Raw genomic sequence first — 16,093 nt, 5'->3', positions numbered from 1 at the left:
CAACGTCTGGTCTTTTCCTGTTTGGAGACTTTTTGTCTAAGCTATTGCAAAAGACAAACTAATTTATATTGCCTTATGTTGTCTATTTACGCTCCTTGGGTCGGGTGACACCCGGAGCCTGAATAGCCGCTTAGTTCGAGTGCCGTCGCAAATCTTCGCAACGCACTCATTGAGAATCGGTTACGCAACTAAACGAAGCACAATCTTGGCGACAAACGCGAAAATCAGTACGCGCAAAAATTTTGCGACGATTCAGCCAGTGATTGGGTATCCAGATTTCTTGGATATTCAAGTAAAATCCTTCAAAGATTTTTTCCAGCTTGATACGCCCTCTAACCAACGGTCGGAAGAAGGGTTGTTCAAAGTTTTTCAGGAAAACTTTCCCATTTCTGACTCCCGCGAGAATTTCAAGCTGGAGTTCATCGATTATCTGGTTGATCCTCCTAAATACTCGGTAGACGAGTCTATTGACCGGGGTTTGACGTATTCGGTGCCTTTGAAAGCGAAACTGCGCCTTACGAACAATGACCCTGATAACGAGGACTTTGAAACGATCGAGCAGGAAGTTTTCTTAGGAAACATTCCGTACATGACCGAAAAAGGGTCGTTCGTTATAAACGGAGCCGAACGGGTGATTGTTTCTCAATTACACCGTTCACCGGGTGTGTTCTTCTCCATGAGCAAGCACACAAACGGCACAAAACTTTACTCAGCCCGGATCATCCCGTTTAAAGGTTCCTGGATTGAGTTTTCGACTGACGTTAACAATGTCATGTACGCGTATATCGACCGGAAGAAGAAATTTCCGGTTACAACGCTGTTGCGGGCTATTGGTTTCGGGTCAGATAAAGACATTCTGGACTTGTTCGGTTTGTCGGAAGAGGTACCGGCAACGCCAGCAAATTTGAAGAAGGCCATCGGTCGTCGATTAGCGGCTCGGGTACTACGCACGTGGACGGAAGATTTCGTAGATGAGGATACGGGCGAGGTGGTGTCGATCAGTCGGAATGAGGTGCTCTTAGAGCGTGACTCAGCTATTTCGGCAGATGACATTGATGTAATCACGGAATCGGGTCAGAAGTCTGTCATCCTGCACAAGGAGGACATGAACATGGCTGATTACAATATTATTTATAACACGCTGCAGAAAGATAGCTCCAACTCTGAAAAAGAGGCCGTTGAGCAAATTTATCGGCAGCTCCGGAACGCGGATGCTCCTGATGAGCAGACTGCTCGTGAGATCATCCAAAGCTTGTTCTTCTCGGATAAACGGTATGACCTTGGCGATGTGGGCCGTTACCGGATCAATAAAAAACTCGGTCTTGACATTTCGTCGGACATGAAGGTGTTGACTACGGAAGATATTGTATCGATCGTGAAGTACCTGATTGGTCTGATTAACTCGAAAGCCGTTGTCGATGACATTGACCACCTGAGCAACCGACGTGTTCGGACAGTAGGTGAGCAGTTATATGCACAGTTTGGTGTTGGTCTGGCTCGTATGGCCCGGACAATCAAAGAACGGATGAACGTGCGGGATAATGAGGACTTCAAGCCTGTTGACCTGATTAATGCCCGGACGCTGTCGTCAGTTATCAACTCGTTCTTTGGTACAAACCAGTTGTCGCAGTTTATGGACCAAACCAACCCATTGGCTGAAGTAACGCATAAGCGTCGGATGTCAGCACTGGGGCCCGGCGGTCTATCGCGTGAACGGGCTGGCTTCGAGGTTCGTGACGTACACTACACGCACTACGGTCGTCTGTGTACCATCGAAACTCCGGAAGGTCCGAACATTGGTCTGATTTCGTCGCTTTGCGTTTACGCGAAGATCAACAGCATGGGCTTTATCGAAACGCCTTACCGGATTATCGAAAACGGTAAAGTATCGATGGAGAAACCCGTGATGTATCTGACGGCTGAAGAAGAAGATACGCACTACATCGCGCAGGCAAATGCCGACATCGATAAGAAAGGGAATTTCCTGGTTGATCGATTGAAAGCTCGTTTTGAAGGTGATTTCCCGATTGCTGAGCCGCAGAACGTAACCTTTATGGATATTGCTCCGAACCAGATTGTATCGGTAGCGGCCTCCATGATTCCCTTCCTCGAACACGATGATGCTAACCGTGCCCTGATGGGCTCGAACATGCAGCGTCAGGCAGTACCACTTCTGCGTCCTGAAGCTCCCATCGTGGGCACAGGTTTGGAAGGTCGTGTGGCTGTCGATTCTCGGACACTGGTTATTGCTGAAGCTGATGGCGTGATTGAATTGGTCGATGCCACCAAAATTGTTGTCCGGTACAACCTTGATGAAGATCAACTGGCTGTTACGTTCGACGAAGACCGGAAAACATACAACCTGATCAAGTTCCGCCGTACCAACCAGGATACCTGCATCAACATTCGCCCAACTGTTCTGAAAGGACAGAAGGTGAAAAAAGGTGATGTGCTTTGCGAAGGTTATGCGACGCAGGCTGGTGAACTGGCGCTGGGCCGGAATATGAAGGTCGCCTTTATGCCCTGGCAGGGTTACAACTTCGAGGATGCTATCGTGATTTCGGAGCGTGTTGTGCGCGAAGACATCTTCACGTCGATCCACATTGAAGAGTTCGAATTGGAAGTTCGTGATACGAAACGGGGCGAAGAGGAATTAACCTCTGAAATTCCAAACGTAAGCGAAGAAACGGTTCGTAACCTCGATGAGAACGGTATCGTGCGCGTCGGTACAGAAGTGAAAGAAGGTGATATCCTGATTGGTAAGATTACACCGAAAGGGGAAAGCGATCCGACACCGGAAGAGAAACTTCTCCGCGCCATCTTTGGTGACAAAGCCGGTGATGTGAAGGATGCTTCTAAGAAAGCACCACCATCCCTGAAAGGTGTTGTTATCGATACCAAGCTGTTTGCCCGTCCGGCTAAGGAAGACCGGGGTAAGCACAAAGACGAAGTAAAAGCGCTGATGAAGAAATATGGCCGTGAGTTGAATGACTTCCGCGCCCGTATGATCGACAAATTAGTGCTGTTGTTGGATGGCAAAACCAGCGCGGGTGCCAAACACAAGTTTGGTGATGAAATTGTGAGCAAAGGAGTAAAGTATAACCGGAAGAACATTACGGATAACTTATTCCCGGATCGCAATGCTTACCGCGATGAAAGCAGCTATGCTGTACCTGAAGAAGCCAACCTGTTGGCCGACATGAACCTTGAGGGCTGGACGGAAGATGAAAAACTGAACCAGATGCTTGTTACGCTCATCAAGAGTTACAACAATCGTCGCAGTGAAATCACCGGTCGGTTCAAGCGGGAACGCTTCACACTTGAGGTTGGTGACGAACTACCGGCTGGCATCGTGAAACTGGCTAAAGTTTACATTGCCAAGAAACGTAAGCTGAAAGTAGGGGATAAAATGGCTGGTCGTCACGGTAACAAAGGGGTTGTTGCCCGGATTGTACGTGATGAAGATATGCCGTTCCTCGAAGATGGTACGAAAGTTGACATTGTCCTGAATCCGCTTGGCGTACCGTCTCGGATGAACATCGGACAGATCTACGAAACTGTACTGGCCTGGGCTGGTCAGAAACTGGATCGGAAGTACGCAACGCCAATTTTCGATGGCGCTACCGAACAGCAGGTTGCTGATGAGCTGAACGAAGCTGGTTTGCCATCGTTTGGCCGCACATACCTCTACAATGGTCTGACGGGAGAGCGTTTTGATCAGGCTGTAACGGTCGGTATCATTTACATGCTTAAACTCGGTCACTTAGTAGACGATAAAATGCACGCCCGGTCAATCGGACCCTACTCGCTCATTACGCAGCAGCCGCTGGGTGGTAAAGCGCAGTTCGGTGGTCAGCGTTTCGGTGAGATGGAAGTATGGGCGCTGGAAGCTTTCGGTGCATCGCATATCCTGCAGGAAATTCTGACGGTAAAATCCGATGACGTAGTCGGTCGTGCGAAAGCATACGAGGCAATCGTGAAAGGTGAAAATCTACCGAAGCCAAATATTCCTGAGTCGTTCAACGTACTCGTACACGAGCTGCGTGGTCTGGCACTTGAAATTACACTAGAGTAAGTGGTTTGAGGTTCGCAGTTCTTGTTTGTTTGGCGTCAGCCAATGACAAACCAGGAACTGCGAACTACAGGCTATTCGTTTAAAACCTATAATCTCCAACCAATGTCGTTCAAAAAGAACAAGAAACTCAACAGCGACTTTGCCAGTGTGACGATCAGTCTGGCATCGCCGGAGTCTATTTTGGAGAGTTCCTACGGCGAGGTAACACAGCCGGAGACGATCAACTACCGGACCTACAAACCCGAAATGGGCGGCTTGTTTTGCGAGCGTATTTTCGGACCTGTAAAGGACTGGGAATGCCATTGCGGCAAATACAAGCGGATTCGCTACAAAGGCATTATTTGTGACCGTTGTGGCGTTGAAGTAACCGAAAAGAAAGTACGCCGGGAGCGTATGGGCCACATCGAACTGGTGGTGCCTGTTGCGCACATCTGGTACTTCCGCAGCTTGCCGAACAAAATTGGTTATCTGTTGGGCCTTTCGACTAAAAAACTCGATCAGGTTATCTACTACGAACGTTACGTAGTCGTTCAGCCTGGCGTAAAAGCCGAGGATGGTATCAACCAACTCGACTTCCTGACCGAAGACGAGTATCTGGATATTATTGACAAACTGCCGGGTAACAACCAACATCTGGACGACAAAGACCCTAACAAATTCATCGCAAAGATGGGGGCAGAAGCGCTGGAGATGTTGTTATCGCGGGTAGAGTTAGACGAACTGTCGTATTCATTGCGTCATGCAGCGGCTACTGACACGTCGCAACAACGGAAAGCGGAGGCACTGAAACGGCTGAAGGTCGTTGAAGCGTTCCGGGAGGCAAACGGCCGTATTGAGAACCGTCCTGAATGGATGGTGATTAAGATGGTACCGGTCATTCCACCCGAACTACGCCCACTCGTCCCCTTGGATGGCGGTCGTTTTGCTACGTCCGATCTGAACGATCTGTATCGTCGGGTTATTATCCGGAACAACCGGTTAAAGCGACTTATCGAAATCAAGGCCCCCGAAGTAATTCTCCGTAACGAAAAGCGGATGTTGCAGGAGGCTGTTGATTCGCTGTTCGACAACTCACGTAAGGTGAATGCCGTTCGTTCGGAGGGTAACCGTGCGCTGAAGTCGTTGTCGGACATGTTAAAAGGTAAGCAAGGCCGTTTCCGGCAGAACTTACTTGGTAAGCGTGTGGATTACTCGGGTCGTTCGGTTATCGTCGTTGGTCCTGAATTGAAGCTCCACGAATGTGGCTTGCCGAAGGACATGGCAGCCGAATTGTTCAAACCGTTTGTTATTCGCAAACTGATTGAGCGGGGTATCGTGAAAACGGTGAAGTCGGCTAAGAAAATCGTTGACCGGAAAGACCCTGTTATCTGGGATATTCTGGAGAATGTACTGAAAGGTCATCCCGTTCTGCTGAACCGGGCTCCAACGCTTCACCGTCTTGGTATTCAGGCGTTCCAGCCAAAACTGATTGAGGGTAAAGCCATTCAGCTGCACCCACTCGTCTGTACCGCCTTCAACGCTGACTTTGATGGTGACCAGATGGCCGTTCACGTGCCGCTGGGCCAGGAAGCCGTGCTCGAAGCGTCGCTGCTGATGCTGGCGTCGCACAACATCCTGAACCCTGCCAACGGTGCCCCTATTACGGTACCATCGCAGGACATGGTATTGGGTTTGTATTATGTAACGAAAGGACGTAAGAGCATTCCTGAATATCCGATTGTTGGTGAAGGCATGACATTCTATGGTACCGAAGAAGTAATTATTGGTATCAACGAGGGTCGTGTATCCAAGCACGCCAACATCAAGTGCCGGGTGAAAGTCCGGGACGAGAATGGCGATCTGGTTTACAAAATCATCGACACCGTTGCCGGTCGGTTATTATTTAACCAAGCTGTTCCTGAAGAAGTTGGATACATTAATGAGTTGCTGACGAAGAAGAAACTTCAGCAGATCATTGCCCTCATCTTCAAGATTTCGGGTGGTGCCCGTACGGCTCAGTTCCTGGACGAAATCAAAGAACTAGGCTTCCAGATGGCGTTTAAAGGCGGTCTTTCCATCGGTTTGAGCGACATCATGATTCCTGAAGCAAAACAGGGTCTGGTTGAAGAAGCGAAAACCGAAGTACAGTCCGTTTGGGATAACTACCTGATGGGTCTGATTACGGAGAACGAACGCTACAACCAGGTTATTGACATCTGGACACGGGTGAACTCCCGTCTGACAGAGACGCTGATGAAGCAGCTCGAAGCAGATCAGGGTGGTTTCAACTCCATTTACATGATGATGCACTCGGGAGCCCGCGGTTCCCGTGAGCAGATTCGTCAGTTGGGTGGTATGCGTGGTCTGATGGCCAAGCCTCAGAAAAATCTGCAGGGTTCTGTTGGTGAGATCATTGAAAACCCAATTCTGTCGAACTTCAAAGAAGGTCTTGACGTACTGGAGTACTTTATCTCCACACACGGTGCGCGGAAAGGTCTGGCCGATACAGCGTTGAAAACAGCTGATGCCGGTTACCTGACCCGTCGTCTGCATGACGTAGCCCAGGATGTAATCATCAGTGAAGACGATTGTGGTACCCTTCGTGGCCTGCAAGTGTCGGCACTGAAAGACAATGAAGATATCGTTGAGCCGCTGTCAGAACGTATTTTGGGCCGTACCACGGTTCACGATATTTATGATCCGCTCTCGAAAGAACTGATCGTTGCTTCGGGTGAGCTGGTAACAGAAGAAGTTGCCGCCCATATCGATGAAACGAGCATCGAAACGGTCGAAATACGTTCGGTATTAACCTGCGAATCCCGTCAGGGTGTGTGTGCCAAGTGTTATGGCCGTAACCTGGCTTCGGGCCGCATGGTAGACATTGGTGAAGCGGTGGGCGTAATTGCCTCGCAGTCGATTGGTGAGCCAGGTACGCAGTTAACGCTTCGTACATTCCACGTAGGGGGTACGGCTTCGAACATTGCCGTTGATGCATCGATCAAAGCGAAATTCGATGGGTTGATTGAGTTCGAAGAAATGCGGACGGTTCAGTCGGAAGACAACGAAGGGAACCCACAAACGATCGTAATGGGTCGCTCGGGTGAAGTTCGGATTGTGAATCCAAATGATCGTAGCGTTGTGCTCATCAGCAACAACGTACCATATGGTGCATTCCTGCGGGTTAAAGATGGCGACATGGTGAAAAAGGGCGACGATATTTGCGCCTGGGATCCATACAACGCCGTTATCCTGTCCGAACTGACGGGTACGCTGAACTTTGATGCCATTGAAGATGGTATCACGTATCGTGAAGAATTTGATGAGCAGACTGGTTTCCAGGAGAAAGTTATCATCGAAAGCCGCGATAAAGCCAAGAACCCAGCCATTGTTGTACAAGGCACAACGACCTTAACGTTGCACTTGCCCGATAACGACGGTGGTCCATTACAGAAGAGCTATAACCTTCCGGTTGGATCTCGTCTGGTGGTGAAGGAAGGCCAGAAAATTAAAGCTGGTCAGCCGCTGGCGAAGATTCCGCGTAACGTCGGTAAAACACGTGACATCACAGGTGGTCTGCCACGGGTAACGGAATTGTTCGAAGCACGTAACCCATCAAACCCAGCTGTCGTCAGCGAAATCGATGGCGTTGTTACCTACGGAGCAATCAAACGGGGTAACCGTGAAATCTTCATTGAGTCGAGAGACGGAACCAAGAAGAAATATCTGGTCCCTCTGTCGAAGTTCATCCTGGTACAGGACAATGACTTTGTCCGGGCTGGTGCTCCTCTGTCGGATGGTGCCATTACACCAAGTGACATCCTGGCCATCAAAGGACCAACGGCTGTTCAGGAGTACCTGGTTAATGAAATTCAGGAAGTTTACCGTCTGCAAGGGGTGAAAATCAACGATAAGCACATCGAAGCCATTGTTCGGCAGATGATGCAGAAAGTGGAAATCATCGACTCAGGCGATACCAACTTCCTCGAAGGTCAGGTTGTTGACAAGTGGTCTTTCCGCGAAGAGAACGATAAAGTTCTGGACGCTAAAGTGGTTATGGACGCTGGCGATTCGCCAAACGTCAAACCAGGGCAAATCATCACGAGTCGCCAGCTGCGCGATGAAAACTCCGGTCTGAAACGTCGCGATATGGCCCTGGTGACCGTTCGGGATGCGATGGCTGCTGTTTCTCAACCAACGCTGATGGGTATCACGCAATCGTCGCTGGGTACGGATAGTTTCATCTCGGCCGCTTCCTTCCAGGAAACGACGAAAGTACTGAGTGAAGCCTCGATTCGTGGCAAACGCGATGTGCTGGATGGGTTGAAAGAAAATGTAATCGTTGGTCACCTAATTCCGGCCGGTACGGGTCTCCGTCGTTATCAAACGGCGATTGTTGGCTCGAAAGAGGAACTAGAAACGATTACCGAATCGCGCGAACAGTACGCTCGCAGCAAGAAAAAAGCTACGGTCTAACCGTTCAGCAATAAGCGGTATAAAAATGCCCCAGCTAGAAATGGCTGGGGCATTTTTTGTGTTATCATCTTCTTAATAAGTAAACATGGCGACTAAGGTGGTACAAAGTTGCTGACTAACTGCATCACCTAACTGACCGATCTTTTTCAATAAGCGTGACTTGTCTATCGTTCTGACCTGATCCAAGGCCACTTGCCCATCTCGCCCATCGAATTGACAATCAACTCGTGTAGGATATGGTTTTTGGGTGCTGGTCAATGGTGCAATGATAACTGTGTTCAAGTATCTATTGACCGGATCAGGTGATATGATGACACAAGGGCGAGTTTTTGCAATTTCGCTGCCTTTTGTTGGATCCAGAGAAACCAACCATACATCAAACCGATTTACTACCACTGCCATTCGTCTTGATCAAAATCATTCGACATATCCTCAAACAAATCGTTACCGGGCGTGTGGCCAGCTTCTGAAGCTTTCCGAAATAGGTCGTCCCAGCCGGCCCGTGGATTTGATTCGATCGGACGAAGAACAATGGCGCCATCCCTGACCTGTAAATCAGCTTCGTTCTCAATACCTGTTTGCTGAAGCAAGGTGCGGGGGAGGATGATACCTTGCGAATTCCCGATACGGCGAATGTTAACGTGCATGGCTGTTTTTTTGTTATAACAAAAGTATAACAAAGTAGAAGAAAATAAAATTGCGGTGGTATTCTTCATGCAGCGTATTTATGAAAACAGCTACCGCATCAACTCATCAACCGTGATGCTCAAATAATACAGTCCACCGATTCGGGCCAGGCCATACCCCTGGGCATAGTACTGATTGATTACGTTTGTGCCGCCCAGCTTAACGATAGATTTGAACGTGGGTACTCTATACGATACCTGTGCATCAAGGCTTGTCCAGGACGGTAGCCAGATATCGCCCGCTGTCGTGCCCTGCTCCACCCACATTCTATCTGTCCAGCGGTAGGTTACCGTGGCTCCGAGTTGGTTCGTCAGACGTGCGTTGCCAAGTGTCAGGTTATACCGGTTTTCGGGTGAAATAAAGAAGTTGCGCCCTTTTTGCGATACTTCAGGATTACTCATCTTCCGTTTTATGATGGGTACACCCGCATTATCATTGACAACATTTCCCTGGGCATCCCGTAAGGTTACGGTACCTACCTGATGGGCAAAATTGCCGCTAATTGTAAACCCGCGTCCTATACCATACTCCGAGCCAATGCCCCAGCCATCGACGAATATCTCGTTGTAATTATTGAAATTAATTTGCAGCGTGCGATAGGCGTTTGTCGCGAAGTCAGCGATCCGGCCATTAGTAGGCTGGTAAAAACTCTGGGCGGCAATAAAATTGGTGTATTGGCTGTGGAAGTAAAAAGCATCGATGTAAAGCTTATTCTGAATCAGTGTTTTATACCCTACCTCCCAGGTTTTTATCGTCTCTGTCGTGAAATCAGCCGGTTTATACGCGCGGCTGCGGAGTTGTGCTTCCGTAATCCGGCCGGCCGTAAAATCCTTTACGTCACTATCTACATAGGCTGGATTGGTGGATAGCCCGGCCGATTGAGCTGCGAGTGACGAGCCCCCTACATCGCCCCCTTTGCCAGCCGCTGGAATCGCAAATAACTGACCCGGTGAGGGGTTTCGGAAAGCTGATTGCCACGATCCCCGAAAATTATGCTGCCCAACACTGATAACGGCCGATGCGCGAGGGGTTACTCCACCCTTAAAATACTGGTTCTTATCGTAGCGGACGGCTATGGTTGGTTTCACCGTCAGCAGCGTACCTATTTTCATTTCTTTGGCCGCCTGCACGTAGGCTCCGTATTCGTTAATGGTGTATTCAGAGCCGTCAGCTTTGAGGGCGATCGCCGTGCCGCCTGTATTGATGCCATAATGGCGGAGGCTGCCCCCGGCAAGTACCTCAACCATATTGTCCAACAGCCTGGTGAAGTTGTACATGCCTTCGTAATGCCACAGGGTAGAGTTATCCCGGAAACGCGTTCCTTTCGCGGTGGTCGAGCCGGGGATAAAATCGGTGTTGTAGGTGTTTGCGTAGGCGTCCCGAACAGCATTGAACTGAGCCGAGCCGGGCAGATAGCGACCCCGGTCAGCGGTGGCGCGGGAATCGCCGACGGTAAACTTGTTATCAATATACACCTGGCCGAACTCGGTTGCCCATTGATTCAACGATTTCCAGCTATTATTGATCGCAGTAGCCGTCTGGCCAATATTCCAGCCTTCAGCCTGCTGTTGGGTAGTATAGGCCCGAAGAAAGAAGTTATCACCGCGTAGCTCGGCTTTGACCTGGTGGCGTTTATAGTCGGGAAAATATTCGCGGAAGCCCGCGGTCCGGATGAAGTTACCGTTGCCGTAATACCAGCCAAGTGAGGCCTCCACGTTACCCGGTAATTTGTAATGCAGGGACACATTGGCCCGGTTGTTAAATACGTTTCCGTTGTTGCCCAATACATCCAGTTCAGTATACCCCGTGCGGGTTACCAGCTTACCCCGTAAAAGTACGTTTGCGTAATCGTTTGGGAAGGTGTAGGCTCCACCCGCATTGATATCATCACCGTAACTGTTAACGCCATCGTACGCAAAATTTGTGTTTGGGTCGTTGTTGGGAATGTAACCAATGCCGGTAGCTACTCCGCCTTTGCTCGGATCCGTGGTAAAGAAATTCGCTCGCGCCCGCGTCGATCGGTCACTATAGTCATCCGCAATGAAATCGGTACCGCTAAGACGCTGGACGTTTACTTTAAGGGCGAACCGTGTGCCCAGCTGTTTGGCATACCGAATGGCGATGTCGCTGTATCCTTTTGGCCCAAAATCACCTTTCCCGAAATTATTGGCACCCACTTTCAGTTGGGCACTCAAACCCTGGTAGGTAAACGGGCTTTTGCTGGCTGTCAGCATCAGGCCCTGTAACGCATCCGGACCATAGAGGGCTGATGAAGCCCCCGGAATCAGCTCAATGCTCTCGACGTCCAGATCGGAGACACCCGCCACATTGCCGAAACCAAAACCCAGGCCGGGAGAGCGATTATCCATGCCATCGGTAAGCTGCAGAAAACGGTTGTTATTGTTGGCACCAAAACCGCGCAGATTCACGGATTTGAAGGTCAGGCTCTGGGTTAACAGATCGACCCCTTTTACGTTCTGAAGGGCATCGAACGGACTAGCCGCCGGTGACTGCTGAAACTGGCGTGTGCTAAGCTTCTCGACCGTTACAGCTGCTTTCTGACTATCTTCCGGCCCACGACTCACCGACCCCACAAGTTCATCGGTCAAGGTCGATTCCTCGCTCAGTTTAACGCTAATACTGCGAAAATTACTGCCCCGAACGGCCACATATTCCCGCTTGTAGCCGATAAATGATACGCTGAGGGTCAGGGGTAATGACTCGTTGGTTTGAAAAGAAAACTGCCCGTTAGTCTGGGTAATAGTCCCTGTGTTAGTACCCCGGATGACAACGGTTACTCCCGCCATGGGTTGATTACTGTCGTCGGTAACAATTCCCGCTATATTGATCTGCGCCCAGGTTTGACTGAGGCTCGCCAGCAGGAAAAGTAACAGTAAAAAGAAATGTTTCATTAATTCGTTGTGCTTGGAAGTTGGATATAAACAGGCTAAAAGTAGTAAAAGCTGTTCACGTTAAATGAAATTAACGTGAACAGCTTTTACTAGATCAATAATAAACAAGTGGGTACGGACTCCCGCATATAGTGCCCACTGCCGTCGCGTTGGGCGCGTTAACCGTTTCAGATACGGTTAGAATGTGTACCGCAGGGTGATGCCATAGGTTCTGGGATCACCGACAATGCCAGCATAATGCCCGGCGCTGCCGGGAGCCGCCAGCAACTGCTCGTAGTAGTTTGTGTTGAACAGATTTCTGGCCCAGATGAACAGCGAGATGCCCGTAGACGCTCTGAACCCAAGCCGACTGTTTACCAGAGAATAACCATCAATGTTAAGGTACCGAGACGGCGATGGGCTTGAAGAAAATGACGAACGATAAAAACCATCTACCCCGAAGAAGTAATTTCCTTTCAAGCCGATAAACTGACCACCAGCGGTTACCTCACCACCTACCGAACCGGACCATTTGGAGATACCGGGTAACGCCCCCCCCGAAATGTCTTTGAAGGCTTGCTCGCCACCGGTTTCTTCGAGCGGCACCGGCGCATTCGTGAAGGTTACATATTTACCATCCGTGTAAGCAACAGCCGCGTTCAGGGTTAAGCGATTGGCAACCCGTATGTTTCCATCTACCTCAACGCCCATCACGCGTACTTTCTCTGCGTTGGCCAGATAACCTCGGTTCACACCGGGTTCAGGCGTTTGTACCTGCGTCTGAAAATCCCTGATTTCTGTATTATAGAAGACCAGATTCAGGATGGAGTTGGGCGATGGTTTGGTTTTTAAGCCGAACTCAATGTGGTTTACGTGTTCGGGTTTTACTCTGGCCAGGTCAAGTAAGACCTGCCCGTTGGCCGTTGGCAGTCCGCCAATGTTAATCCCGACGGGTTTGTAGCTGATGGCGTAGGTGGCAAACGCATTGATCGCTCTGCCCGCTCTGTATTGCAGAGTAGCCTGTCCGGAAAAATTACCCTCCGATACATCCGTATCAAACGCCTGGTTCGTATAAACCGCGTTTTTCAGGGCCAGTAAAGCCGGATCGGTTGTTTGCAAACCGCCGTATGTTTCGCGTTTGTAGTTGGCTACCTTCTTGTCATAGTTATACCGGACACCGGGTAAAATGTGGAATTTGTCGGTTATGGCCCAGTCAAGTTGCCCAAAAGCAGCTAACCCCGTACTCTGAATCCGGTTGGTTGTCCGGATGCCGAAGTTATCAAAAAGCCCCGGCGTTTTCCAGAGGGCGCTGGTAGAACTTTGGGCAAAACGCCATTGAGCCGAACCCGCTTCTTCAGTCTGTACAGGATCAGATTTCAAATCCTGCCAAAGGCCGAATAAGCCAACGACCCCACTCAGCCGGGATGAAATTTTACCCGCATAGCGGATCTCCTGCGACCATTGGTCATGCACTGAGTTGCCCGACGAAATCGTGAAAACGGGTAAACCAATGTAGTCACGGTCGTTCAGGGGCGTCCATTGCCAGTGCCGCCAGGCGGTGGTAGAGGTCAGCGTACCGTTCCCGATTTTAATATCCGCATTGACCGACACCCCACCGAGGTTATTATCGGCTTTGGAGGGCGTATCAAGATCAACGATCCGGTCGAAAGCGCTTGAATAGGGGAGCTTGTAATTCAGATCGGCAATGATGGCATTGAATTGACGATAAGCAGCCCGTTTGGTAGGAACAACACCAGCTACCGGCCAGCCGTAGCCATTCGGTTTCTGCTCGGAAACATCCCCGATTATGGTGATTCTTACGTTGTCATTGGGTGTATACAGGAGTTGCGCCCGCACGCCAATGTTGTTAATGTCGTTGATGGGAAGCTGAGTATGGACGTTGTAAAACGTGCCGTTTCGTTGCGTGCCCGTAAACGATACCCGCGCGGCAAGCTTTTTGCTGATTGGCCCGGTTAGTGACCCCTTGGCCTGAATGTAGCCGTAGTTACCATAACTCAGTTCAAAACTTCCGCTGGGCGTGAATCCGGCGGGACGTGTCGTAATGTTAAATGCCCCAGCCGTTGTATTCTTACCAAACAGGGTTCCCTGAGGTCCTCTCAATACTTCGACCTGTTCAATGTCGATGAAGTCGAGGGCGGTAGCTGCCGGACGGGCGTAGTAAACACCGTCCACGTAAAATCCAACCCCTGGATCAATACCATCATTCGTTAAGCCGAAGGTAGACCCTAAGCCACGAATGTTCAGCGTAGTATTCCGGGCATTGGAGGCATACAACTGGACGGTTGGCACCAATTCCTTCAATCGGTTTACGTTGAACGCGCCGGCATCTTCAGCCCGGTTACCACTGACAACGGAAATCGGGATAGGAACGTCCTGCGCTGATTCCTGACGACGCCGGGAGGTAATCACAACGTCGGATAATTGATTCGAGCTCTCTTCGAGTTTAATATCTACGTTGTTATCACTGATGACTACCTCTTTTGTTACATAACCCACGAACGAGACAAGAACAACGAAGGGGAGTTTTTGACCCGTAAGCAGTTTGAATTCCCCATTCTGATCGGTTGGGCCTCCATTGGTTGTGCCTTTAATGACTACCGTAGCACCGATCAGGTTTTCGCTGGTGCGGGCATCAATAACGCGTCCGGTTACTGTCGAGTTGATAACGGGAGCATTTTGTGCGGATAGAAATAAGGGTATAAGAAAAGCCCCTACGAATAAAGCTACTGTTAAAATTTGTTTCATTCTTACTGATGGTTGACACTACCTGTTGTTGGCCTATTCGCTGTTGCTCACGAATACTCCCTATACTCCCGGTTGTAGGTAGACTATTAGTAGTTATAGTCTATTGGATTAATAGGTTATGCAAAGCACTATGTTATTGATGGTACTTCCAAATAGTATCTATCGAAGTAGTGTTTTTTCGGCTAATATTCTTATTTGGGTTCTATTTTTTGGTGTAATAAGATAAATGAGCATCTGGAAATAGGCTGTTTGAGCCAGTGGAGAGGTTGGCCATGCGGAAAACGAAATAGACCAGTCCTATCCCAAGCGGAGGGGCGGATGGGTTTCAGGACTTAATCTGAAAACCGAAGTGCATAAAAAAGCCGGTTGGATACGTACGTATCCAACCGGCTCAAATACAGAATAATGAAATATGCCTTAAGCCGCCCTACTGCTTTGCGGACGGCGTAGTACCGAGGCACGCAGCGGTTGTGTTACCGTGCGTGATTCTTCGATAACCTGTTCCGTTACCATACCAAGATGATTAGCCCGTTTCAGGACGTAATCGAAAGGAAGATTGAAGTAGTTGGACACTTCACTACGGAAGCTGTCGGGAAAACGCGACAGACGCAGACCAAAAAACTTACGTACTTCAGCTTCGGGTAACATAGCGGCCAGGGCTACGCGTTCGGCCTCGGCCAGTAACTCCTTCCGAACAGGATAGAGGTATTCGAGTCCGATGGAAGCGGCCAGAATATTCAGGAACAGGTTTTTATACATCGCCGATAACTCAGCCGGTAAGATAATCCAGCCCTGTTCCCGAAACTTGGCGGAGAAACCAGTCAGGCCTTTCTCTCCGCGAATTTCGCCTGCAATCAGTTCTGCCGGAAAGCGCAGACGGCCCACTTCGCCCTCCAACTCGGCTTTCTGTAACCGGAAAACGATGGCTTCAATGGGGCTTTTGGTGAACAACAGATCAGCGGGCATGGCGCGCGTGTTTTCCCACTGGTCCGTCATCTGCATAAACAGACTTTCGTTGACAGGTAGGTTGTCGGAGCTACCAAGACTGATCAGCATTTGGCGGAAAGCCGCCAGAAAATCAATTTGGAGTTGATTCGGTTGTGAGCGTCCTTTTTTCATGCGGATTGACTTGCCAGACGATGCTTTTTAGGGCAAAACCCGGCTCATTAGTATAGTTGTTTGTTGTAGATTGGGATAGTAAATATACATAATAACCCGCTGA

At 49.6% G+C, this 16,093-nt stretch carries 7 protein-coding genes; 2 read left to right on the top strand and 5 right to left on the bottom strand.

The genetic code is table 11. The features are described from left to right. Positions 1–205: 205 nt before the first annotated feature. Both rpoB and rpoC read left to right on the top strand, forming a co-directional pair. Entirely contained in the window at positions 206–4,075 is a 3,870-nt protein-coding gene (gene rpoB, locus ACYU87_RS12615) for a DNA-directed RNA polymerase subunit beta (RefSeq protein WP_461134446.1), read from the top strand. A gap of 102 nt (positions 4,076–4,177) precedes the next feature. Next, positions 4,178–8,527: a DNA-directed RNA polymerase subunit beta' gene (rpoC, locus tag ACYU87_RS12610; RefSeq protein WP_461134445.1), complete on the top strand. Its 4,350-nt coding sequence runs from the start codon at positions 4,178–4,180 to the stop codon at positions 8,525–8,527. 72 nt (positions 8,528–8,599) lie between these two features. Here the strand turns inward: rpoC and ACYU87_RS12605 are convergent, their stop codons facing one another. From ACYU87_RS12605 to ACYU87_RS12585, 5 genes are all read right to left on the bottom strand, one after another. Next, complete coding sequence (locus ACYU87_RS12605; protein WP_461134444.1) at positions 8,600–8,929, bottom strand: type II toxin-antitoxin system PemK/MazF family toxin; 330 nt, start codon at positions 8,927–8,929, stop codon at positions 8,600–8,602. Beyond that, positions 8,917–9,174, bottom strand: coding sequence for an AbrB/MazE/SpoVT family DNA-binding domain-containing protein (locus ACYU87_RS12600; protein ID WP_461134443.1), 258 nt, complete (start codon positions 9,172–9,174; stop codon positions 8,917–8,919). The genes ACYU87_RS12605 and ACYU87_RS12600 overlap by 13 nt, the downstream gene beginning before the upstream one ends. 90 nt (positions 9,175–9,264) lie before the next feature. Then, positions 9,265–12,126, bottom strand: coding sequence for a TonB-dependent receptor (locus ACYU87_RS12595; protein WP_461134442.1), 2,862 nt, complete (start codon positions 12,124–12,126; stop codon positions 9,265–9,267). 177 nt (positions 12,127–12,303) lie between these two features. Then, positions 12,304–14,871 (bottom strand): TonB-dependent receptor, encoded by a 2,568-nt coding sequence (locus ACYU87_RS12590; protein WP_461134441.1) that lies wholly within the window; start codon positions 14,869–14,871, stop codon positions 12,304–12,306. A gap of 417 nt (positions 14,872–15,288) precedes the next feature. Then, positions 15,289–15,990 carry a hypothetical protein gene (locus ACYU87_RS12585; protein ID WP_461134440.1) on the bottom strand — a complete coding sequence of 234 codons (702 nt, stop codon included), beginning with the start codon at positions 15,988–15,990 and terminating at the stop codon, positions 15,289–15,291. Between the last annotated feature and the right edge of the window lie 103 nt (positions 15,991–16,093).

Source organism: Spirosoma lituiforme (assembly GCF_054776635.1).
This window is presented reverse-complemented; position numbering and strand designations above follow the sequence as displayed.

Coding starts and splice junctions, on each gene's coding strand:
- ACYU87_RS12595 (WP_461134442.1), bottom strand. CDS start 12,126: ATGAAACATTTCTTTTTACTGTTACTTTTCCTGCTGGCGAGCCTCAGT.
- rpoC (WP_461134445.1), top strand. CDS start 4,178: ATGTCGTTCAAAAAGAACAAGAAACTCAACAGCGACTTTGCCAGTGTG.
- ACYU87_RS12585 (WP_461134440.1), bottom strand. CDS start 15,990: ATGAAAAAAGGACGCTCACAACCGAATCAACTCCAAATTGATTTTCTG.
- ACYU87_RS12600 (WP_461134443.1), bottom strand. CDS start 9,174: ATGCACGTTAACATTCGCCGTATCGGGAATTCGCAAGGTATCATCCTC.
- ACYU87_RS12590 (WP_461134441.1), bottom strand. CDS start 14,871: ATGAAACAAATTTTAACAGTAGCTTTATTCGTAGGGGCTTTTCTTATA.
- ACYU87_RS12605 (WP_461134444.1), bottom strand. CDS start 8,929: ATGGCAGTGGTAGTAAATCGGTTTGATGTATGGTTGGTTTCTCTGGAT.